The organism is Lactobacillus sp. ESL0225 (assembly GCF_003692905.1).
GTDB lineage: Bacteria > Bacillota > Bacilli > Lactobacillales > Lactobacillaceae > Lactobacillus > Lactobacillus bombicola.
The window spans coordinates 103,216-125,573 of sequence record NZ_REHK01000008.1 but is presented as its reverse complement, the minus strand read 5'-3'; the positions used below and the strand labels follow the sequence as shown (position 1 = coordinate 125,573).

At 34.7% G+C, this 22,358-nt stretch carries 27 protein-coding genes and 2 other annotated features; of the genes, 24 read left to right on the top strand and 3 right to left on the bottom strand.

Features of this window, described 5'->3' with window-relative positions:
- Positions 1 to 56 precede the first annotated feature (56 nt).
- From F5ESL0225_RS05445 to F5ESL0225_RS05385, 13 genes are all read left to right on the top strand, one after another.
- Positions 57 to 869, top strand: coding sequence for a transporter substrate-binding domain-containing protein (locus F5ESL0225_RS05445; RefSeq protein ID WP_122048032.1), 813 nt, complete (start codon positions 57 to 59; stop codon positions 867 to 869).
- A gap of 101 nt (positions 870 to 970) precedes the next feature.
- Positions 971 to 1,083 (top strand) — a sequence feature (ribosomal protein L20 leader region).
- A gap of 38 nt (positions 1,084 to 1,121) precedes the next feature.
- On the top strand, positions 1,122 to 1,634 hold the full coding sequence (gene infC / locus F5ESL0225_RS05440; protein ID WP_090092887.1) for a translation initiation factor IF-3: 513 nt from the start codon (positions 1,122 to 1,124) through the stop codon (positions 1,632 to 1,634).
- A 20-nt stretch (positions 1,635 to 1,654) separates the two neighbouring features.
- Positions 1,655 to 1,855, top strand: coding sequence for a 50S ribosomal protein L35 (gene rpmI / locus F5ESL0225_RS05435; RefSeq protein ID WP_090092886.1), 201 nt, complete (start codon positions 1,655 to 1,657; stop codon positions 1,853 to 1,855).
- Between the two features lie 37 nt (positions 1,856 to 1,892).
- Positions 1,893 to 2,249, top strand: coding sequence for a 50S ribosomal protein L20 (gene rplT / locus F5ESL0225_RS05430; RefSeq protein ID WP_090092885.1), 357 nt, complete (start codon positions 1,893 to 1,895; stop codon positions 2,247 to 2,249).
- Positions 2,250 to 2,355: 106 nt separating this feature from the next.
- A complete protein-coding gene (locus tag F5ESL0225_RS05425; RefSeq protein ID WP_122021977.1) occupies positions 2,356 to 2,880 on the top strand; it encodes a YqeG family HAD IIIA-type phosphatase in 525 nt (174 codons plus the stop codon).
- Complete coding sequence (gene yqeH, locus F5ESL0225_RS05420) at positions 2,873 to 3,982, top strand: ribosome biogenesis GTPase YqeH (RefSeq protein WP_122021976.1); 1,110 nt, start codon at positions 2,873 to 2,875, stop codon at positions 3,980 to 3,982. The genes F5ESL0225_RS05425 and yqeH overlap by 8 nt, the downstream gene beginning before the upstream one ends.
- Before the next feature lie 8 nt (positions 3,983 to 3,990).
- The gene (locus F5ESL0225_RS05415) at positions 3,991 to 4,632 is read left to right on the top strand and encodes a nicotinate-nucleotide adenylyltransferase (RefSeq protein WP_122048031.1); all 642 of its coding nucleotides are present in this window, start codon (positions 3,991 to 3,993) and stop codon (positions 4,630 to 4,632) included.
- Entirely contained in the window at positions 4,625 to 5,239 is a 615-nt protein-coding gene (gene yqeK / locus F5ESL0225_RS05410; RefSeq protein ID WP_122021974.1) for a bis(5'-nucleosyl)-tetraphosphatase (symmetrical) YqeK, read from the top strand. The genes F5ESL0225_RS05415 and yqeK overlap by 8 nt, the downstream gene beginning before the upstream one ends.
- Positions 5,236 to 5,583, top strand: coding sequence for a ribosome silencing factor (rsfS, locus tag F5ESL0225_RS05405; protein WP_090092877.1), 348 nt, complete (start codon positions 5,236 to 5,238; stop codon positions 5,581 to 5,583). The genes yqeK and rsfS overlap by 4 nt, the downstream gene beginning before the upstream one ends.
- 6 nt (positions 5,584 to 5,589) lie before the next feature.
- Positions 5,590 to 6,744, top strand: a complete 1,155-nt coding sequence (locus F5ESL0225_RS05400) for a nucleotidyltransferase (RefSeq protein ID WP_122021973.1) — start codon at positions 5,590 to 5,592, stop codon at positions 6,742 to 6,744.
- Between the two features lies 1 nt (position 6,745).
- Complete coding sequence (locus F5ESL0225_RS05395) at positions 6,746 to 7,306, top strand: DUF177 domain-containing protein (protein ID WP_122048030.1); 561 nt, start codon at positions 6,746 to 6,748, stop codon at positions 7,304 to 7,306.
- A 138-nt stretch (positions 7,307 to 7,444) separates the two neighbouring features.
- On the top strand, positions 7,445 to 8,158 hold the full coding sequence (locus F5ESL0225_RS05390) for a response regulator transcription factor (RefSeq protein ID WP_090092872.1): 714 nt from the start codon (positions 7,445 to 7,447) through the stop codon (positions 8,156 to 8,158).
- A complete protein-coding gene (locus F5ESL0225_RS05385; RefSeq protein ID WP_122021971.1) occupies positions 8,136 to 9,701 on the top strand; it encodes a HAMP domain-containing histidine kinase in 1,566 nt (521 codons plus the stop codon). Before F5ESL0225_RS05390 ends, F5ESL0225_RS05385 begins: the two co-directional genes overlap by 23 nt.
- A 129-nt stretch (positions 9,702 to 9,830) precedes the next feature.
- Here the strand turns inward: F5ESL0225_RS05385 and yidC are convergent, their stop codons facing one another.
- Complete coding sequence (yidC, locus tag F5ESL0225_RS05380; RefSeq protein ID WP_122048029.1) at positions 9,831 to 10,805, bottom strand: membrane protein insertase YidC; 975 nt, start codon at positions 10,803 to 10,805, stop codon at positions 9,831 to 9,833.
- A gap of 33 nt (positions 10,806 to 10,838) precedes the next feature.
- Positions 10,839 to 11,162, bottom strand: coding sequence for an acylphosphatase (locus F5ESL0225_RS05375; protein ID WP_122048028.1), 324 nt, complete (start codon positions 11,160 to 11,162; stop codon positions 10,839 to 10,841).
- A gap of 92 nt (positions 11,163 to 11,254) precedes the next feature.
- On the opposite strand from F5ESL0225_RS05375, the gene F5ESL0225_RS05370 reads away from it, so the two are divergent.
- The 5 genes from F5ESL0225_RS05370 to greA all read left to right on the top strand — a co-directional run bounded on the left by F5ESL0225_RS05370 (position 11,255) and on the right by greA (position 16,755).
- Positions 11,255 to 12,022: an RNA methyltransferase gene (locus tag F5ESL0225_RS05370; protein ID WP_122048027.1), complete on the top strand. Its 768-nt coding sequence runs from the start codon at positions 11,255 to 11,257 to the stop codon at positions 12,020 to 12,022.
- A 72-nt stretch (positions 12,023 to 12,094) separates the two neighbouring features.
- Positions 12,095 to 12,445, top strand: a complete 351-nt coding sequence (locus F5ESL0225_RS05365; protein ID WP_090092867.1) for a helix-turn-helix domain-containing protein — start codon at positions 12,095 to 12,097, stop codon at positions 12,443 to 12,445.
- A 48-nt stretch (positions 12,446 to 12,493) separates the two neighbouring features.
- Positions 12,494 to 12,699: a binding site (T-box leader), on the top strand.
- A 34-nt stretch (positions 12,700 to 12,733) separates the two neighbouring features.
- Positions 12,734 to 13,783 (top strand): phenylalanine--tRNA ligase subunit alpha, encoded by a 1,050-nt coding sequence (pheS, locus tag F5ESL0225_RS05360; protein WP_122048026.1) that lies wholly within the window; start codon positions 12,734 to 12,736, stop codon positions 13,781 to 13,783.
- On the top strand, positions 13,783 to 16,200 hold the full coding sequence (pheT, locus tag F5ESL0225_RS05355) for a phenylalanine--tRNA ligase subunit beta (RefSeq protein WP_122048025.1): 2,418 nt from the start codon (positions 13,783 to 13,785) through the stop codon (positions 16,198 to 16,200). The genes pheS and pheT overlap by 1 nt, the downstream gene beginning before the upstream one ends.
- A 78-nt stretch (positions 16,201 to 16,278) precedes the next feature.
- Positions 16,279 to 16,755 carry a transcription elongation factor GreA gene (gene greA, locus F5ESL0225_RS05350; protein ID WP_122021965.1) on the top strand — a complete coding sequence of 159 codons (477 nt, stop codon included), beginning with the start codon at positions 16,279 to 16,281 and terminating at the stop codon, positions 16,753 to 16,755.
- A gap of 83 nt (positions 16,756 to 16,838) precedes the next feature.
- Here the strand turns inward: greA and F5ESL0225_RS05345 are convergent, their stop codons facing one another.
- Positions 16,839 to 17,753 carry an N-acetylglucosamine kinase gene (locus F5ESL0225_RS05345; protein WP_122021964.1) on the bottom strand — a complete coding sequence of 305 codons (915 nt, stop codon included), beginning with the start codon at positions 17,751 to 17,753 and terminating at the stop codon, positions 16,839 to 16,841.
- A gap of 309 nt (positions 17,754 to 18,062) precedes the next feature.
- On the opposite strand from F5ESL0225_RS05345, the gene F5ESL0225_RS05340 reads away from it, so the two are divergent.
- The 6 genes from F5ESL0225_RS05340 (at position 18,063) to F5ESL0225_RS05315 (ending at position 22,308) form a co-directional block, all read left to right on the top strand.
- Positions 18,063 to 20,090, top strand: a complete 2,028-nt coding sequence (locus tag F5ESL0225_RS05340) for a penicillin-binding protein 2 (RefSeq protein WP_122024849.1) — start codon at positions 18,063 to 18,065, stop codon at positions 20,088 to 20,090.
- Between the two features lie 80 nt (positions 20,091 to 20,170).
- Positions 20,171 to 20,320, top strand: a complete 150-nt coding sequence (gene rpmG / locus F5ESL0225_RS05335) for a 50S ribosomal protein L33 (RefSeq protein ID WP_090092858.1) — start codon at positions 20,171 to 20,173, stop codon at positions 20,318 to 20,320.
- 53 nt (positions 20,321 to 20,373) lie between these two features.
- A complete protein-coding gene (locus tag F5ESL0225_RS05330; RefSeq protein WP_122021963.1) occupies positions 20,374 to 20,937 on the top strand; it encodes a 5-formyltetrahydrofolate cyclo-ligase in 564 nt (187 codons plus the stop codon).
- Positions 20,938 to 20,955: 18 nt separating this feature from the next.
- Positions 20,956 to 21,636 carry a rhomboid family intramembrane serine protease gene (locus F5ESL0225_RS05325; protein ID WP_122024815.1) on the top strand — a complete coding sequence of 227 codons (681 nt, stop codon included), beginning with the start codon at positions 20,956 to 20,958 and terminating at the stop codon, positions 21,634 to 21,636.
- A complete protein-coding gene (locus F5ESL0225_RS05320) occupies positions 21,636 to 21,854 on the top strand; it encodes a YqgQ family protein (protein WP_090092855.1) in 219 nt (72 codons plus the stop codon). The genes F5ESL0225_RS05325 and F5ESL0225_RS05320 overlap by 1 nt, the downstream gene beginning before the upstream one ends.
- Positions 21,855 to 21,903: 49 nt before the next feature.
- Positions 21,904 to 22,308 (top strand): rhodanese-like domain-containing protein, encoded by a 405-nt coding sequence (locus F5ESL0225_RS05315; protein ID WP_090092854.1) that lies wholly within the window; start codon positions 21,904 to 21,906, stop codon positions 22,306 to 22,308.
- Positions 22,309 to 22,358 lie beyond the last annotated feature (50 nt).

Sequence of the window (22,358 nt, the reverse complement as noted above, 5' to 3'; positions counted from 1 at the left end):
AAGAGCTACTTTGAAATTTGTTGAGCAGCCGTTGTTTTATTATTGGGAGAGTCAATATGAAGAAAATTTTTGACCTAGTTCCGGTATTAATCAGTCTATTTTTGTTAGCAGGTTGCAGTCAGCGAGTTTCTGATCAAGATGTTTTAAAGAATGCACAAGCTTCTAAAACAATTACATGGGGAATTGAAAGTGATGTCAGGCTATTCAGTTTAACAGATGTTAGAGATTATCGGGAAAAAGGTTTTGACGTTGATGTGGCTAAAGCTGTAACGAAAGAAATTTTAGGCTCACGTGGTCAAGCTAAATTTGTTTTAGCAACTGCTCAGTCAAGAATTCCACTTCTTAAAAATGGTAATGTGGATGCTGTAATTGCCACAATGACTATTACGCCGCAGCGCAAGAAACTGGTAAACTTTTCACGTCCATATTTTGCTGCGGGGCAGTCTTTGCTAGTTAGAAAAGATTCTAAAATAAAAAACGTTCATGATTTAAAAGGGAAAACCGTTATTGGAATTATTGGTGATAATTCAGTTGAAGTAATTAAAAAAATAGCCCCGCAAGCTAAGGTGGTGCAAATGCAAGACTATGGTCAAGCAGTTGTTGCATTAAAAGCTGGTCAGGGGGATGCCCTTTCCAGTGATAACGGTGTTTTATATGGTCTTGCGGTTGAAAGCCCGACATTAGAGGTGCGCGGAGGGACCTTTACCCATGAACCCTATGGAATTGCCATTAACAAGCATCAAGAAAAATTCGAGCGTGCTATTAATCGGGCAATTGTAAAAATGCAACATGATGGCCAATATAATCGTTTAATTAAAAAATGGTTTGGTCGAGTTCCTGGATTTAATTATAAAACTCTTTATAATTAAATTGATTAGCTACAATTTTGATATTACTTTAATAAATATAATACTTTATTTATTAAAACAATTTGACTAGTTAGTAGAAGACGTGTATAATCACATTAGTTGAGAACAAGAAGAAGCATCCCGCTTCTCGCCTAAGTTAAGTTGACCTCTGGGCTAATCGATATTTTCTGTTGATTAAGAGCGGGTTACTTATTACCCGCTCTTTTCTTGTCCTCAAGTTAACTATGGAGGTGAAGAATTATACCAAGGAATTTGATATTAAACGACCAAATTCGCTCACGCGAAGTTCGTTTAATTAATGAAGATGGTGAACAAGTTGGTGTTGTAACCAAAGCTGAGGCTTTACGCCAAGCAAGTGTTGCAAATTTAGATTTAGTTCTAATTTCGCCTAATGCCAAACCACCAGTTGCTCGTATAATGGACTACGGTAAATACCGTTTTGAACAACAAAAGAAGGTTAAAGAATCACGCAAAAAGTCAAAGACAGTTAGTGTGAAGGAAATACGCCTAAGTCCAACAATTGAAGGCAATGATTTTAACACTAAATTAAAGCATGCGCAAAAGTTTCTTACTAAAGAAGGAGCTAATGTTCGTGTTTCAATTAGATTCAGGGGTCGAGCTATTACTCATAAAGAATTAGGACGTGATGTGCTAGAAAAAATGGCAGAAGCCACTGCGGACATTGCTACTGTTGTAAGCAAGCCAAAGATGGAAGGTCGTTCAATGTTCTTAATACTTGCTCCCAAGAGTGATAAAAATAAATAGTTAATTTGGAGGAATTAGAAATGCCTAAAATGAAAACCCACCGCGCTTCAGCAAAGCGTTTTAAAAGAACTGCTTCTGGTCAATTAAAGCGTCATCACGCTTTTACTGGTCACCGTTTCCACGGTAAGACTAAGAAACAACGTCGTCATTTGAGAAAGGCTACTTTAGTTTCGCGTAGCGACTTGAAGCGCATCAAGCAGATGCTCTCACAAATGCGTTAATTATTAAAGTAACAGCGATATTTAGGAGGAATTTTAGATGCCAAGAGTTAAGGGTGGAACAGTAACACGTAAACGTCGTAAAAAGATTATGAAGCTCGCTAAGGGTTACCGTGGCGCAAAGCATATGCAATTTAAAGCTGCAAGTACACAATTATTCGTATCTTACAGATATGCATTCCGTGATCGTAGAAGACGTAAGAGTGACTTTAGAAAGTTATGGATTGCGAGAATTAATGCTGCAGCAAGACAAAATGATCTTTCATATTCTAAGTTAATGCACGGCTTGAAAGTTGCGGGTATTGATATCAACCGTAAAATGTTAGCCGATATTGCATATAGTGATTCAAAGACTTTTGCACAATTAGCTGAAACTGCTAAAAATGCTTTAAAATAAGTTAAAGAATGGCGCGGTTGCGCCGTTTTTTTATGTCAAAATTTATCACTTGAAGCTTATTCTCTGATATATTAGACTATGGACATGTTAATGAAGGGAAAGTTAAATGTTATTTAGACCATGTTATACAATTGATACAATTTATCATTTAGATACCAATGTACTTCATCAAATGGGTATTAAAGCGGTATTTTCAGATCTAGATAATACTCTTTTGGCTTGGGATAAGTTTGAAACAGCCAAGGAAATGGACATGTTAAATCAGCGTTTAAAAAATGCTGGGATTAAATTGGTGGTAATTTCAAATAATAATGCCAAACGAATTAGCAAGGTCCTTACCCCCTACCATATTGAATTTATCGCTAAGTCAAGGAAACCCTTACCATTTGCAATTACAAGAAAAAGGGAAAAAATGGGTTTAGCATCTAATCAGGTAATGATGGTTGGCGATCAGTTGATTACTGATATACAGGCAGGAAATTTTGCTGGCGTTAAATCAGTTTTAGTCAAGCCATTGGTTAAGACCGATAAGTGGAATACGCGTATTAATCGTTTTTTAGAAAAATTAATTTTTTTCTTTTTAGCACTTTCCCAGCCGATAACTTTTAAGGAGACATTAAAAAATGGATGACAAAATTATTTGTATCGGTTGTGGCGCTGTGTTGCAATCTGATGAAATTAATGAAGCAGGATACTTGCCAGCTAAGCGATTAAAAGATGCTATTGATACCGAAGATAATGATATCTATTGTCAAAGATGTTTTCGTTTGCGACATTATAATGAAATTATGCCAGTTGCCATTGATAACGATGACTTTTTAGCACTACTTAATTCTTTAGCTGAAAAAAAATCATTAATTGTTAATGTGGTAGATTTGTTTGACTTCACGAATTCATTATTATCTTCTCTAACTCGTTTTATTGGGGATAATGATTTTATTTTAGTTGGTAACAAATTTGATTTATTTCCTAAAAACTCACGTCAAAGTAAAATTAAAGACTGGATGAGACAAGAGGCAAATCGCGTTGGCTTATTCCCTAAAAAAATATTTTTAGTCAGTGCCAAAAAGCAAAAAAATTTAGCTAATTTAATTTCATATCTAGACAAGCGTTCTCAAGAGCAAGACGTATATTTTGTGGGTATGACTAATGTCGGCAAGTCAACTTTAATTAATGCAATCATTAATCAAATGGGCGATATTAAGGATCTAATTACAACTTCACGCTTTCCTGGTACAACACTTGACAAAATTGAAATTCCTTTGGAAAATGGTCATTTCTTAGTTGATACTCCTGGAATAATGTCTGAAAATCAACTGGCTACGCGTTTGAATGCAAGAGATTTAGCGGTAATTTCGCCGCAAAAGCCAATGAAGCCAGCAACATATCAATTACGGCCCGGCAATACATTATTTTTAGCTGGTTTAGGTAGAATCGACTACTTAAAAGGTGAACCTACAAGTTTTACTGTGTATGTTGCACGTGATTTATATGTTCATCGTACTAAGACGGAAAATGCTGATGAATTTTATCTAAAGCATTTAGGTGAATTGCTCGTCCCGCCAGCAGACACTACTGATTTACCTGCACTTAAGGGGCAAGAGTTTCATACTAGTGTCAAAAGTGACTTATTATTTGGTGGTATTGGTTTTATTACGGTACCGGCAAATTGCTTAGTTAAAATATACACACCTAACCGCATTGGATTAGGAATTAGACGTGCTTTAATATAGAGGAAAAAATGGTTGCGATTGCAAAAGATTTAAAAAATAACTCTGTAGTAGAGGTTCAAGCAGAAAAATTAAAGGCACATGATGGTAAGCAAATTGGTATTTTTGGTGGCACATTTAATCCAGTTCACATTGGACATTTGCTTGTAGCAGAACAAGTATTAAGTAAACTGCATTTAGATGAAATTTGGTTTATTCCGACCAATATACCTCCGTTAAAAAATGCACCAATTGTTTCCGCTCAAGATCGAGCAAATATGCTAGAATTGGCTACGCAAGATAATGCGCGGTTTCAGGTTAAGTTGTTTGAATTATTTCGTGGTGGCGTCTCATACACTGTAGATACCTTACGTTATTTACATGAAATCTACCCCGAGAATCGTTATTATTTAATTATGGGTAGTGATCAAGTTAATCAATTATTTGAATGGAAAGAGCCAACTAAATTAGCCCAATTGGCCACTTTGGTTGGGATACAGCGTGCCGGCTATCCCCAAAAGGCAAGGTTACCAATGATTTGGGTAGATGTGCCAGGCATTGATGTAAGCTCAACCTTAGTTCGGCAAACTATTGCAGTGGGTGGTTCAATTAGATACTTAGTACCAGAAACAGTTTTAAATTATATTCAAAAAAAGGGATTATATTATGAGTGATTTGTTTTTTGAAAATACTTATTCACCATTATCTAGCAATGAAATAATAACTAAAGAAAAAAATAATATGGATCAAAGTCGGTTTAATCACTGTGTTAGAGTCAGTGAAACAGCAAGAAAATTAGCCAAATTGAATCACTATGATGAAAATAAAGCAGCTTTAACCGGTTTTGTTCATGATTATGCTAAACAAATTCCAGCTGATGAATTTCGTAAAGTAATTAAGGAACAAAAGATGGACCATGACCTTTTAAATTGGGGTCCAGCTATTTGGCATGGTATGGTAGGAGCATATTTTGTGCAACGCGACTTAAAAATTATAGATTCGGAAATTCTCAATGCTATAAAGCGTCATACAACAGCTGACGTCGAAATGACCCTGTTAGATAAAATTGTTTTTATGGCTGATTATATTGAGCCGGGAAGGACTTTTGCTGGAGTTGAGGAAGCACAAGAGGTTACGTGTAATAACTTAGATTCGGGTGTGGCTTACCAACTAGCACATACTCTTGAATTTTTGATAAAAAAGAGAGATAAAATTTACCCCCGTACTCTAGATGCGTATAATGTGTGGAGTACTAAGGAAAATAATGAGGAGAAAAATTGACTAGTAAAGATATTTTAACATTTACATTAAAGGCAATTAGTGATCGCCATGGTGAAAATACTGTTGCCTATGATATGCAAGGCTATAGTATTCTGGCTGATTACTATGTTGCAACAAGTGCAGGTTCTAATCGTCAACTACATGCAATTGCCAATGCAATTATTGATGCAGCACATCTGGCTAACTTTAACGATTATCGCGTTGAAGGATCTAGCGAGTCAAATTGGTTATTACTTGACTTAGGTGATGTTGTGGTTAATGTATTTACAGAAGAAGCTCGTGATTTTTACAACGTTGAAAAATTATGGACTGATGGTAAAAAAATAGAAATAAAGGAAGACTAGCTGAATATGAGTGTTGTTGGGATCATTGCAGAATATAATCCCTTCCATAGTGGACATGAGTTTTTAATGAATCAAGCACGTTATCTTGCTGGTAGTAGAGATCCAATTGTCGTCATTATGTCGGGTAACTATGTTCAAAGAGGCGAGATGGCGATTATTGATAAATGGGCAAGAGCACAGGCTGCATTAGAAAGTGGTGCTGATTTGGTTTTTGAATTGCCATTTTCTACGTCAGTCCAGCCAGCGGACCTTTTTTCGTTAGGTAGTATTGATCAGTTAGTTAAACTAGGGGTTAGCGACTTAGTTTTTGGGGTTGAAGATGCTAGCCAAAATTTTGCTTATTTGGGTGGTAGAATTGCTGAGATTCCCCAAAGTCATATGGATTTTAATGATTATAGTCAAACATATTCGACGCAGTATAATCAAATGGTTGCCCGTGAAGTTGGCCATGAGGTTAATGAACCAAACGCTATTTTAGCTCTAGCATATGCAGTTGCTAATCACAATCTTGGTGAACCATTAAGTTTGCATCCAATTAGTCGTATTGGTGCAGGGCATGATGATTTATTGCATGACAGTGGAGTAGTCCAAAGTGGCAGTGCTATTAGGAATATTATTTTGCATAATGGAGCAAATATTGACCTTAATCAATGGTTACCTGAAAAAGAAGTTGAAAATTTACAGCAACAAAAAGTGTATCCAAATTGGAATATTTTATTTCCATTTTTAAAGTATCGGCTTGAATCAGCGACATACACAGAATTGCGACAAATTTATCAAATGAGTGAAGGGCTTGAATATAAGATGAAACATGAAATTCATTTAGCTCAAACTTTTACAGAATTTTTACGGCGAATCAAATCTAAAAGGTATACATATTCACGGCTACGACGCTTGAGTTTATATACTTTGCTAAATGTTACACAAGATGATATAATTGCCAGTTTTAATAATGAGGCGATTCTGCTACTTGGTTATAGTAAGATAGGTCAAAAATATTTGAAACAGATTAGAAAAGAAACATCGGCTAATATTGTATCTAAGGTCGACCAAAAAAATACTAAGACTGGTTCGTTGCATTTGCAAAAGCGAGTTGATCGGCTATTCGAGCAGGTTATGCAGACTGATCAAAACTTTGGGCGTCGTCCTTTGGAGGTATAAAATGTTATCACTTAGTTTTTCACAAATAGTAAAGAGTTCAGCTCCTTTGACTCATATTGAATGTGCTGTAAATGTAACACCAGAATTTTTACAGCGTAGTCAAAAGTTACTTTATAAAGTTGAAAATGTTCAGTTTGTTGGTGATGTGTTTTATAGCGAGCCCTATGTAACAGGCAATTTTCAAGTTACAGCTAATTTAGTTGTTCCTTCCAGTCGGAGTTTAGAACCAGTAGAATATTATGAAAATTTCAGGTATAGTGAAAGTTATACTACTACTGATATACCTAAAGAAGAGCTCGATGAAAGTGATATACCAATTGTCAAAATCGAAGATGACAATATAGATTTACAAACTGCGATTGAAGACAATATTTTACTGCATATACCCGTCACTATTTTGACACCTGAGGAAGAAAAAGATAATATTTATCCTCAAGGTAATGGTTGGACTGTCATTTCAGAAGCAGAATTTAATAAGGGTAAATCAAATCAGATAAATCCGGCTTTTGCCAAACTAAAAAATTTATTTAATCAGAAAAATGATAATCAGGATGCAGAGTAATTAAAAATAAAAATCAAATCAGAGTTAGTCTTAACCTGATTTTTTTATCTTGTTTTAAAAGCATTTTTAAAGTATGCTTAACTTATAATTAGGTTATAATGCTGGTTTGTATTTAATAATTATGAAAAGGAAGAAAAAATGGCAAGAATTTTAATTGTTGAAGATGAAAAGAACTTAGCACGCTTTGTTGAGTTAGAACTTAAACATGAAAATTACGATACAGTAGTTGAAAGTAATGGTCGTAAAAGCTTAGAGCTTGCATTAAAAGAAGATTTTGATGCAATTTTGTTAGATTTAATGTTGCCTGATTTAAATGGCTTGGAAATTGCGCGTCGCGTTCGTCAAGCTAAGAGTACACCTATTATTATGATGACTGCTAGGGATTCAGTGATTGATCGCGTATCAGGTTTAGATCATGGTGCGGATGACTATATTGTGAAGCCCTTTGCAATTGAAGAACTTTTGGCTCGTTTGCGCGCAGTTTTGCGTCGGGTTAAAATCGAAAAAGAAGCATCGGATGGCACAATTGAAAAGAAAGTCATTAAGTTTAAGGATATGACTATTGAAACTGCAAATCGAATTGTTCGTCGTGGTGATGGTAAAGCTGTTGATTTGACCAAGCGTGAATACAATCTTTTGATGACCTTAATCAAAAATAAGAATAACGTAGTTAGTCGTGATCAATTGTTATCAAAAATTTGGGGACCAGGTTCAAATATTGAAACAAATGTTGTTGAAGTCTATGTACGCTATTTACGTAATAAGATTGATGTTCCTGGACAACAATCATATATTAAGACCGTTCGCGGTACCGGATATATGGTAAGAGATGAGGACGATGAAAAAAAATAATCAAAAAAATATAAAAGAGACCAAACACTCGTCCTTAATCGTCCATTGGGTAAGTGTCGTTGCATTAACGATTATGGTCTCTTTTATTGTATTTTCAGTAATTATTTATTCTATCGTTGACCAGCAATCAATGACGCAACAAAGAGAAACGTCTGAAGAAATGATGATCAAGCTAAATGAAAATCTTACGCGTATCCCACATGAATTGCAGATTTCTAATGTTGTACCATCATTGACCCCATCTATCCGTAATATTTTACAAGGAAATCCTGCAATTAGTGATAATGATCATAGTACAAATGCATTTAATGATGACCTTTTGTCATCTTTAACTAATCCAGATTTAAATGTAGTGGTCTATAATCTGGAAAAAGAAGACGTTTTTGATAATGGTAGCAATATTCCTAAGTTTAAAAATTTCCAAGGTGACTACCTAATGGAAAAAGTCTATCAAAATCACCATCGGCAGTTAGTGACCTATCAAAAAGTTAGATCGATTCAAACAGGTAAAATTACGGGCTATATTGTTGTAGCAAACAAAATGACGTATTATAACGGATTAATGCAGAAACTTCTCAAATGGATGGTACGCATCTCGGTTATAGCAATTATTTTATTTATAATTATTTCTCTGATAATTGTGTTAGGCATTGTTAAGCCCGTTAAAGAGATGTCTAAAGTTGCTAGAGAAGTTAATGATGATCCTAATAGTACTGTTAGAATCAAAGATTTTCATCGTCACGATGAATTACAAGAATTAGCCGTCTCCTTTAATCAAATGTTAGATCGCATGCAAAGATATATTGATCAACAAAAAGAATTTGTTGGTGATGTTTCACATGAATTGCGTACACCAGTTGCAGTCATCGAAGGACATTTAAATATGCTAGAGCGCTGGGGTAAAGATGATCCTGAAATCTTAGCTGAATCAATTAATGCTTCCTTGCAAGAAGCGAAAAGAATGCAACACTTGATTCAAGAAATGCTTGATTTAACACGGGCTGAACAAATTAATGTGCAATATCCTAATGCAGTTTCTCGTGTAGCAGATGTTTTGCGTCGTGTGACCGGAAATATGGCAATGGTTCATACTGACTTTACAATTAGCCTTGATATGGACGATTTACCGCTCGAGACGGAAATTCAAATATATCAGGGTCACTTAGAACAATTGCTTGTTGTGCTGATTGATAATGGCATTAAATATTCTACTGACCGTAAGGAATTAAATATTTCAGCTGGGCTAGATCAAAATGAAGTCCATATTATTGTTCAAGATTATGGGGAAGGAATTTCAAAGTCTGAGCAAAGTAAAATCTTTAATCGCTTTTATCGTGTAGATAAAGCTAGAACAAGAGAAAAAGGTGGCAATGGTCTAGGGCTTTCAATTGCTCAAAAACTGGTAACTAGCTATCATGGTACGATTAGCGTTGAATCTGTTGAAGGACAGGGAAGTCAATTTATTATGATTTTTCCTGTATTGAGTAAGGCCCAAGCTCAAAAATTACGTCAACGTGAACAAAGTAAGCAAAAAAATAAGTAAATTAAAGCGCTTTGGTAGTAGTTTTCGATTATTAAATAAAGCGAAATTGCTATACTTATAATCACTTACTGCTAAAATTTATATTATAAAAATGCATGATTTCATTATTAAATAAAATCATGCATTTTTTTAGTCTTTATGATGCTTTTGTTGTTTGCCTTTATTGCGGTTACGTAAATTTTGATGTAACTGATTCGTTTGCTCATTTTTCTGTGAGCTAGTGGTTGGAGAACTTAGCAAATTAGCAATTTTATCCTTAGTAACAATTTCTTTTATCGGTTCGTTTTGTAATTCAGTATCAACTTCTTGTTTAACTTTTGGCATAATAATAAAAGTTACAATTATCTGTTGAATAACTGAGAAAAAGTTACCGGCAGCCCAATATAAAGCAACAGAACCAGATACAGAAAGTGAAATAAACAAAGTCATCAATGGGTTCATTAGAATCATGTATTGCATTTGCTTTTTTTGCTCTGGTGGAATACCGATTAATGAAAGGTATCCTTGTAGGAATGCAAAAATAGTAGCCATAATTGTTACTAATAGCGAACGCTCACTTAAGGAAATACCAAAGAAAGTTGAATGAGCTAATGTGCTAGAAAACATAACTGCTTGATAAATTCCTATCATAATTGGAAACTGAATAATCAGCGGTAAGCAACCCATTCCGCCAGTTAAAGAGAGGTTGTTTTTCGAATACAATTCTCTTTGCCAGCCTGCTAGAGTCATCTGCTGTTCTTGGGTCAAATCCTTGCGTTTCATCGCTTCTTGAATTAATTTCATTTGTGGTTGGACCCGAGCCATTTTTTCTTGTTGCGTAGTAGCTTTCTTTTGTTGGTTAAGCATTAGTGGCAATAACACCATTCTGACTATAAAAGTCATTAAAATAATAGCCCAACCAGCTCCATTAGCACCACCAATCAGCGTAGAACAACGTAGCATAATATTTTGTAAAGGCTGACCAATCAAGTTGAAAATCCAGCCATAGAAGCCACCCCGAGGTGGTAGAGTAGATGATTTTGTAGTTTGCGAACATGCAGTGACAATTAACATGACTGTCAAGCAAAGGACAATCAAACTGATATATTTACGATATTTTTTCATTAAATTCACCATAGTATTTTTTTTAGTCAATATCTAATATAATACATGAAAATCATTCATTTTGGCTATATTTGTCATTTTTTCTTTTTTAATTTTTGTAATATGTGCAAATTGGGAAATATTTTGCGGAAGTGCAAAACAAAATTGATTGACTTGGTCAAGTGTTGTTTGCAAAATGATGGTTACAGTTTGATCACTATTATTACATACTGTACCATTAATTTTCATTTTTTGAGCTAAATTTAAAACACTCCAACGAAAGCTTACGCCTTGAACGATACCTGAGACTGTTAGACACCAAGTTTCAGTTGGTGAACTACTTGATTTAGCTGGTTGCTGTTTTTTAAATAATCGCATAATTTTTCCTTTCTGTAGCTACGATTTTGATTTTAACATTTAATCCATTTAATCCTGGGTTATAATAAAATTTGAAAGAAGATGTTTAACCGATGCAACAAATAAGTTCAGTAAACAATAAGTTAATTAAAGACTTAATAAAATTAAAGCAAAAAAAATATCGTGAAGAAACTGGTCTATATATAGTTGAAGGATTTCATTTAGTTGAAGAAGCTTTCAAAGCCTCTCAAGGATATATTTATTTATTAGGTACAGAAGAGACCATAGTTCAAGTAGAGCAAAAATACCAACTTGATTATACATCTTCTAAAAATATTATTATTAATTCAGCAATTGCTCGTCACTTATCAAGTACAAAAAGTTCGCAAGAAATTTTTATGGTATTAAAAATTTCTCAACCCAAAGTTTATTCATTTAATTATGGAAAGTGGGTTTTGCTAGATCATTTGTCTGATCCAGGGAATGTGGGTACTATTATCAGAACAGCTGATGCTGCTGGCTTTGATGGTGTTATTTTGTCACCAGAAAGTGTAGATCTTTATAATCCCAAAACGCAACGAGCAATGCAAGGTAGCCAATTTCATATTAAACTAATTGTCCAAGATTTGTTAACGGTAATTGAAATATTTAAAAATAATTCAATCCCAATATATTCCAGTGTATTAGATTCTTCAGCTAAGCAGCTGCAAGAGTTTAATTCCGTCTTGCAATTAGGGTTGGTAATTGGCAATGAGGCGCATGGTGTTAGTTCTGCCGTTGCGCAAATTAGTGATCAAAAATTATATATTCCAATTAAAGGAAAGGCAGAGTCGTTAAATGCAGCAGTTGCTGCTGGTATTATGATTTATTATTTTGCTTAGTAATTCACTTGTTTTTAGTAAGTGGTTTTTTTATAATAAGTCAGATATTACTTTGATGTGAGAGGAAGTACCATGGCTCAGAGTGTTAAAAATAAAATTAAAGTGGGTTGTAAAGCTATTGACTATGAACAGTGTCAACATTTTATTAATGCATTTAATATCATTGGTAAAAAATGGAATGGCCTAATTATTAGTTCCTTATGTGATGGCGAGTATATGCGTTTTAAAGACTTAGCTAGCTGTGTAGAAGCATGTTCTGATCGTGTATTAGTTGAACGTCTTAAAGAATTAGAAAGAGAAAATATAATCAAAAGATTAGTTGATGAAAAAACAAAAATAATTTCTTATAGTTTAACCAAAAAGGGTGAAGAGCTCAGACCTGTTTTCGATCAAATTCATGGTTGGGCCGATAAATGGGAGTAAAATAATCTAACTACTTGAAAGTTATTTCAAAAAGCATTATTCTATTATGTAATTACGCAATGTAAGACTAGTAACAGAAATTGTTTACTTAGAGAGACTTTTTATTAAGCTGGGAGAAAAGTTTAAATGATTCTGTGAATTTCATCTTACTAGTAGAATCTAATCAATTCCGGTATTCACCGTTATCGAAAACTTAAGTGTAAGTTCTTATTTGGGCTTAAACTAGGGTGGTACCGCGAAGCTTCGTCCCTTTTTGGGGCGGAGCTTTTTTATCTGAGAGGGAAAATTATGGACTTATTTGACAGGCTGAATCAGCTATGTGAGCAAGGATTAACTGAAATCAAACAAGCAAAAAATGAAGCAGCGCTAAACCAGGTGCGGATTAAGTTAGTTGGTCGCAAGAGTGAACTGACTGAAATTTTGCATTCAATGAAGAATGTTGAACCAAAAAATCGGCGTGAAATTGGACAAAAAGTAAATGAATTACGTGATTTATTTAATGAAAAATTAGATGAAGCAAAAGCTAAAATTCTTAAGACTATCGAAAAAGAACAACTTGAACAAGAAAAAATTGATGTAACTTTACCAGGACGAAAGTCTCATTTAGGTGTAAAGCATCCAATTAATATTATTTTAGATGATTTAGAAAAATATTTTATTGGTATGGGTTACGAAGTTGTTCAAGGACCAGAAATTGAAACAGATCATTATTGCTTTGAAATGATGAACTTGCCTAAAGATCATCCAGCACGTGATATGCAAGATACTTTTTATATTGATGCCGAAGATCTATTACGTTCACAGACTTCGGGTGATCAAGCGCGAGTTTTAGAAAAATTTGACTTTACTAAGGGACCATTAAAGATGGTGGGCCCCGGTAAGGTATATCGCCGTGATGATGATGATGCAACTCACTCTCATCAATTCATGCAAATGGAAGGTCTAGTAGTAGATAAAAATATTACCATGGGTGATTTAAAAGGAACCTTAGAAATGATGACCAGACATGTCTTTGGTCAAGATCGTAAAACAAGGCTACGTCCAAGTTATTTCCCATTTACTGAGCCTTCGGTTGAGATGGATGTTTCTTGCTTTAATTGTGATGGCAAGGGATGTTCAATTTGCAAATATACTGGTTGGATTGAAGTTCTAGGAGCTGGTATGGTGCATCCCAATGTCTTAGAAAATGCTGGTGTTGATTCAAATACTTATGGTGGATTTGCTTTTGGTGTAGGGCTTGATCGATTTGCTATTCTTAAATATGGTATTGATGATATTCGCGACTTTTATACTAATGATGTTCGGTTCTTAGAACAATTTAGCAAGGAGGAAAGATAGTGTTAGTTTCTTATAGATGGCTCCAAGATTTTCTAAAGTTAGACCAAGATCCTGAAAAATTAGCAGAAAAAATTACGCGAACTGGCGTGGAAGTTGCAGAGGTAAAGCATCCACAAGCTGGTTTGAAAAAAATTGTTGTAGGTCATATTATTGATTGTACGCCAATTGAAGGTACCCATTTAAATATTACACATGTTGATGTTGGTGAGGATGAACCACATCAAATAGTTTGTGGTGCCCCCAATGTAGCGGCTGGTCAAGATGTTATTGTAGCCTTACCCGGTGCCAGAATTATTGACAATACTAAAATAAAAAAGGGAAAACTGCGTGGATATGAATCCAATGGTATGATTTGTAGTTTACAAGAAATTGGATTTTCAGATAGTGTAGTTCCTGAAAAATATGCTGCTGGTATTTACGTTTTTCCTAAAGATGCTGACATTAAACCGGGTCAAACAGTATTTGAACCTTTAGGAATGGATGATTATATTTTTGATTTTGATATTACTCCTAATCGTGCTGATACACTGTCCATGGAAGGCTCTGCTTATGAGGTCGGGGCAATTGTTGATGAACCCGTTAAAGTAGAAAATGTAACTATCAAAGCTGATGGAGAGGCATGGACAGACAGTTTTGCTGTTTCGGTTGATTCTGATTTAACCTCCAAATTTTATTTGCGAAAAATCACTAATGTTAAAATAGCTGCTAGCCCACTATGGATGCAAAGACGTTTATGGAATGCTGGAATTAGACCAATCAACAATGTAGTTGATGTAACAAACTATGTCATGCTTTTAACTGGGCAACCATTACATGCCTACGATGCTAGAGCTTTTGCAAATAATAAATTAGTTGTGCGCAAAGCTAATGAAGGGGAACAATTAACTCTACTTAACAATAAAGAGGTCAGCCTTAATCCTGAAGACATCGTAATTACTAATGGCGACCAGGTGGTAATGATGGCTGGTGTTATGGGAGGTTTAAACTCAGAAATAGAAGTTGATACTACTGATGTGATTTTAGAAGCTGCTATTTTTGATTCTACTTTAATTAGGAAATCTGCTTTACGCCATGCCAATCGAACTGAAGCGTCAAGTCGCTATGAAAAGGGAATAAATCGTGAAGCAACTCAACGAGCTTTGGCAATGGCCGCACTACTATTACGTAATAATGCCTGCGGAACTATTAATGAAGGAACTATCTGTGCAATAGATAAAGCTCAGCAACCAACAATAATTAAGACTACAGTTTCATACATTAACAAGACTTTAGGTACAAAAATAGCTGCAAAAGAAATGTTACATCTATTTGAAAGGCTAAATTTTGAAACTACACTTGCAAAAGATGATTTAACTGTCCATGTTCCAGCTAGACGATGGGATATTACAATTCCCGCTGATTTAGTTGAGGAAATTGGTCGCTTATATGGTTATGACAATATCGAATCAACCCAACCGGTTTTAGCGGAAACTCATGGTGGTTATTCTAAAAAAGAAGAGGCTATTAGACGAATAAAGAATTTTGTTCAAGGCCAAGGTTTGATGGAAGCTATTTCATATTCTTTAACTTCACCACAGAAAGCAACTGCTTATACTAAAGAAGCCAAAAAACCAATTAAGGTGCAAATGCCACTTAATTCAAGTCGCTCAACTTTAAGACAAAATTTGCTTACCGGTCTAGTTGACGCTGCTAGTTACAATATGGCCCGTAAACAAAATCAATTGGCTTTGTATGAGCAAGGACGTGTTTACGATTTTGAAGACAATATCTATAACGAGCATGAACACCTTGCTGCGTTATATTCTGGTAAAGTTTATTTTGAAAACTGGCAGCATGATGATGAAAAAATTGATTTTTACTATGTTAAAGGACAATTAACCAATTTATTAGCAGCTATTGGGATTAACTTAAGTGAAGTAGAATATCGTGCAGAAACTATAACTGATATGCATCCTACCCGTACAGCTGGAATCTATATTAAAAAGCAAAATGTGGGTTTAATTGGCATGATTAGCCATTCAGTTACGCAAGCTAATAAGGCAATGAATGGCAGTGAGATTTATGGTTATGAATTAGATCTTGATAAAATTTTTGATTTGATTTGCAAGCCAAAGACAATTGCCCAAGCCACACCAAAATTCCCAGCAATTGAGCGGGATTTATCTATTTTGGTTGATAAAACTGTAACGAACCAAGCCATTGCAGATATTATCAATCAAAATGGTGGTAAATATTTAATTAAATTACAGGTTATTGACATCTATCAAGGGCCGCATATTGACCAAAGCAAAAAGAGTCTAGCTTATCGGCTAACTTTCCTAAATAATAGGGATACCTTAACTGATGAAGTTGTTACTAGGTCAATGGATTCAGTTATACAGCATTTAAAAGAAAGCTTAAAAGTAGAAATTCGTTAAAGGTTGACTTTAAGTTAGGAAATCAATATTATAAACCCGTGCGAAAAAAGATTTTAACTTTAAGGAGTAGAAAATTTTATGCCTGAGAAATCATATCCGATGACTGCTGAAGGAAAAGAAAAGCTTGAAGCAGAATTGAAAAATTTAAAAGTAGTTAAGCGTCCGGAAGTAATTGAGCGTATTAAAGTTGCTCGTTCTTATGGTGATTTATCTGAAAACTCAGAATATGATGCAGCAAAAGACGAGCAAAGTCATCTGGAAGACCGAATTAATGTGGTCGAAGAAATGTTAAAATACGCGCAAGTGGTTGATGCGACCTCGACTGACCCTGATGAAGTTGCTGTCGGTAAGACAGTTACTTACACTGAAGTAGGAGAAAATGATTCAGAAACCTATACAATTGTTGGTAGTGATGAATCTGACCCATTAAATGGGAAGATTTCTAACGATTCACCAATTGCTCAAGCAATTTTAGGCAAAAAAAAGGGTCAAAAAGTTACAATTGCTACACCAGGTGGTAAATTTGACGCTATAATTGATAAAGTAGAAGATTAGTTTATCAATTATATTCGGCTAATTTTAAAATTAAGTAAAAAAGACTAAAATGTTAACATTTTAGTCTTTTTTTCTTAAGGTAATCAATGATTAGAAAAGTAGCGATAATCTTTACTTTTATCAAATATTACTCCGCGCGCATTTTCGCCATTTGAAATAGAAAAAATTATATCAGGATATTTAGTGTGAACCTTATCTTCTAAAAAATCACGTAGCATTTTATTGTTGGCTAAAACTGAACCAGTCAAAGCAACTTTCATTGGTTTGGGTTCAACATAACGATCAATTCCAATAATAATATCTCGGGCAAGTAATTCTGCTTGTTCTTTAATAACAGCTATTGCATTTGTATCTCCTGCATCTGCAAGTTGTGCTACACTAACGGCCATTGCTGCAATTTCTGGATTACTCAATTTATAAAATTTAGCAGTTGCATCAACTAAATTATCTACATGAAAGAGTTGGTTAAACAGGTCAATTAATTGGTTATTTTCGCGTTTATCCCAGCTTAATAGGGCCTGTTTGAATGCAGAAAGAGCAATGGCATATCCAGAACCCTCATCACCTAAAATTGCACCATAACCGCCAGTAGTAATGATATGTCCATTTTGTAATCCATTAAAAACTGAGCCTGTGCCAGCGATTACCAATCCGCCATCATCACCTTCAAGACCGTTATAAAGAGCAAGTAAAGAATCAGTTATAGCTCTAACAGGTAAATTACTAACTTTTGCTGAAATTTCGCCGGCGACTTCAGTTGCCCGTCCAATTACTGACAAGCCAGCAATTCCACATAAAATTCGTTGGCAATCACCATTAATTTGGTTAATTAATTGGTTAATTGCATTAGTTATATTTTCAATTCCTCTGGTATAATCGGTATTAATTTGTCCAGGACCTGATTCTATTCGTTTTAGTTCGGCTCCTTTTTCATCGTATGCAATAGCAGTTGTATGTGTGCCACCAGCATCAACCCCAATTTGGTATTTAAGTATCATCTTAATCTTCCTTTATCTAAAATTTTAATCTTTCATCTATTAATTTTATTACAAAAACTATAATTAAAGAAGTTTTTTGAAAACGTTTCATTCATAAAAATGACTTAATTTTGAATAAAAGTAACAACTTATAATAGTTAAAGCTTGTTTATTTGTTAAAATATTAGCAAAGATAGAGGGAAGAGATAGAATTATAGCTTTTTTTTTGATAGAATTACGCTAGTTTAGTGAGGTTTTAATTAAGTGAAATTTTCTAAAAAAAATCGAGAAACTACAAACTCGAAAAAGCAGTCTTCAACACCAATTAGAATGAAGCTAATTTTAGGAATTATTTTTGTTCTTTTTGCTACTTTGGTTGGACAACTAGCATATTTACAGATAGGTTATGGCTCCCGCTTTAAGGCAGAAGTTCAAAAATCTAATTCCGCGGTAGTTTCTAGTCAAGTCCCAAGAGGTGTCATGTATGATAATAAAGGACGTGTCTTGGTTGGTAACAAGGCTAAAAATGCAATTACTTATACTAAAAGTGTCTCTACAACGGCTGATGATATATATAAAATTTCTAATTTACTTAGCCAGTACTTACAAATAAAGGATGAAAAGCCCACTAGTCAGCAGGTTGTTGATTACTATTTAGCTAATAAAAAAAATAGTACCCAAGAGGCGGCTAAAGTACCTAAATCTATTCGTGAAACACAAGATGATAATCTCATTAACGCGCGAATCAAAAGTCAAGTACTAAAAGAACATATTAAGCTAACTGAACGGCAAAAAACCGCGGCAATAATTTTCAATAAAATTTCTGGCGCCTATACCTTATCAACAATTTATATCAAAAATAATGATTTAACCGATAAGGAAATAGCTGAAATAGGTGAGCATCTTTCAGAATTGCCTGGGGTCGGAATTGGTACTGATTGGCAAAGATCTTATCCTAACGGCTCATCTATTAGAAGTATTATTGGTTCAGTTTCTACTGAAAAAGCTGGCTTACCTAGTGACAACTTACAATATTATTTGACTAACGGCTATTCACGCAATGATCGTGTAGGAACATCATATTTAGAAGAAGAATATGAACCACTTTTAAGGGGAACTAAGGCAACCAGTAAGATTTGGACCAAAACAGCTGGTGGAATTGAACAATCCAAATCAGTTTATTCAGGTCAAGCTGGTTCAAGTTTAATTCTTACACTAGATGCTAAGTACCAAAAAGAAGTACAAAAATCACTTGAGCAAATTTATGCTTCAGCTCTAGCTTCTGGTGCAGCACATTATTCAAATGGTGCCTATGCAGTAGCAATGAATCCTAAAACTGGTGCATTGTTAGCGATCGCTGGTATTAGTAGAGATCCCAATAAAAATAAGACGACGAACAATGCATTAGGTGTTATTAATCAGTCTTTTGTTATGGGGTCAGTGGTTAAAGGAGCGATGGTTGGTGGCGGTTTAATCAATAAAGTAATTACGCCTACCAATAATACTTTACCCGATACGCCAGTCTATTTACCAGGTACGCCAATTAAAAAATCAGTGTATCCAGTTGGAACATTTGGGGCACTTGATGCTGCAACAGCACTTGAAGTTTCTAGTAATATTTATATGATGCATCTGGCTATGAATTGGATTCATGCTGACTATGTACCCAAGACAAAAATTAGTATGCCAGCAACGGCTTTTGATACTTTGCGTCATAATTTCAATATGTTTGGGTTGGGGCAAAAGACTGGCGTTGATTTACCAGGAGAAATTGCTGGTATTCAAGGCCGGTCATTTAATGAACAAGGTCAAATTTTGTCCGGTTCAGTTTTAGACTTGTCTTATGGTAATTACGATGCTTATACTCCTATCCAAATGGTGCAATATATTTCCACCATTGCTAATGGAGGTTATCGGATGCAGCCTTATGTTGTACAGTCAATTGGGCATACAGCTAATGATGGCAAAAGGGTCTATGTCGACTATAATAAAAAGCCTAATGTTCAATTACGGATTCCTTGGACAACTGATGAGCTAGATGTTGTTCGGCAGGGAATGTGGCGGGTTGTTCATGGAACCAATTCCTGGGGAACAGCGCATAAGTTAAAGGATGTCAAGCCAGCTATTTCAGGTAAGTCGGGAACAGCTCAAACTTTTTATTTTGATCCAGAGCATCCGCGGCAAAAGAATCCACCTGAATTAGTTAATGCTACCTTTGTTGGTTATGCTCCGTCAGATAAACCTGAAATTGCCACAGCAGTTATTTTTCCTGGACTTGACCCTGATTTAGAGGGTTCCTATACCCTACAAATGACTAAAGCAATGGTTGAAGATTATTTTAAGTTACATAAAAAATAGAAATTAATAAATAATACTGGCAAAAAGTTGTGGAAAATGCTAAACTAATTCAGTCAGAATAAATTTAGGTGGTGAAAGAAATGGCAGATAACATCATTTTGGAATGCACCGAATGTGGCGATAGAAGTTACTTATCTAAGAAAAACAAGCGTAAGCATCCGGAACGTTTAAGTTTGAAGAAGTATTGCCCAGTTGAAAGACAGGCAACTCTTCATCGTGAAACTAAGTAATAAACTAATATAGCAAGGGCCTATGCTCCTGCTATTTTTTGTATGAAATGATTATGAATAAAAAAGAACTTCGACAAAAACAAATTGAGTGTTTGAAAAATTATGCAGCTACTGCAGCAAAAGAGCTTGATGATTTAATTTTGCTTGAAAAATTAATGAATTTAAAATTATTACAACATAGCCAAAGAATCGGTGTTACTTCGTCTTTGCCATATGAAGTCGATACATCTAACTTGATAGCTAATTTATGGGAACAAGGCAAGGAGGTTTATTTAGCTCGTTCATATAATAATCGTGAACATACGCAAGATTTTGTCGCCTATAATTACAATAGTAAGGTTGCTAGATCAAAGTTTGGTGTTGAGGAAGTAGTAGATACTAATGCTAAAGTCAATAATGAACTTGATTTGATTATTGTTCCAGGTGTTGCCTTTGCCCTCGATTCAAAACAGAGGATTGGTTTTGGTGGTGGCTATTATGATCGTTTTTTAGCTAAACATCCCCATACACCAACTATTGCTCTTGCTAATACAAAAATGATTTTTGCGCATATGAGTTGGCAAGCTGAAAAAACCGATATCCCGCTAAAAATTATTATTACACCACATGAAATTTGAAAATAATTAGAGGTTATAATGAATCAAAGACAGAATTTGCGTAATTGCTATATGACGGTGCTAATATTAATAGCGCTGCTACTTGTTTATATAATTGAAGTGGCTTTGGGTGGTTCAGAAAGCACATATGTACTTGTCAAAATGGGGGCAATGAATAATTATGCGATTGTTGCTGCGGGACAGTGGTGGCGCCTGCTTACTGCTCAATTTTTGCATATCGGGATGATGCACCTTATTTCTAATGCTGTAATGATCTATTATTTAGGCATGTATTTGGAAGAAATTATTGGACATTGGCGTTTTTTGATCTTATATATATTATCTGGCGTAGGTGGTAATTTATTAAGTTTAGCCTTGGGCAGTGATCAAGCAATCAGTGCAGGAGCATCTACTGCCTTATTTGGAATTTTTGGTGCCATGACTGCAATCGCCTTGCGAAATCGAGCCAATCCAATTCTTACTTATCTTGGTAAGCAGTCATTTTGGCTTGCCTTAATTAATATTGGCTTAGATTTATTTGTACCAAATATTGATATTCAGGGTCATATTGGCGGCTTTATTACTGGCTTTTTACTTGCAATAATTATTGGTGATAAGACAATGAAGCGTTATTCCTTTAAATGGCGTGTAATTGCTAGTTGCTTATTACTTATCTATGTACTAGCAACTATTAGAACAGGTATGATTATAAAAATATAATGAAAACTCTATACGATGTACAACAACTTTTAAAAAAATATGGTGTGCTTGTTCATGTTGGTAAACGGATATGGGATATTGAGTTAATGGCACTTGAACTTGATAACATTAATCGTTCTCATTTAATTAGCCAACACGACTATCTAATAGCTAAAATGATTTTGCGTCATGAACATGAGTATGAAGAGCAAATAGAAAAGGATAAACATAGCTCTTAACTGAATTTAGGAGTATATTATTTATAAAAGTTAGAGGAGAGAATAATTTATGTCAACTCTATTGATTATTATAGACATTGTTTTAGTTGTAATTATACTTGCTTTTGTATTTGTATGGCTGTGGAATAAAGTTCAAGCTAAGCGTCTAGGTAATGGCGACTTGTCAAACGATGAATTTAAACAAGGAATGCGAAAAGCTCAAATCGTTGATTTACGTGAAAAAGAGCCCTTCAAAAGAAAGCATATTGATGGTGCCAGAAATATTCCGTATACAATGTTAAAGTACCAATATGCTGAATTAAGGACTGATTTACCTGTGTACTTATATTCTGATTCCGTTTCGGTTACCTTGCGGGCTGCTAGGTTTTTACAAAAAAATAATTTTTCAAAAATCAAATGGTTAAAAAATGGCTTTGATGAATGGAATGGCAGAACTAAGTCCGCTAAATACTAATTTTAAAAACATGTTTGTGACTATTCAAACGTGTTTTTTTCTATATAATA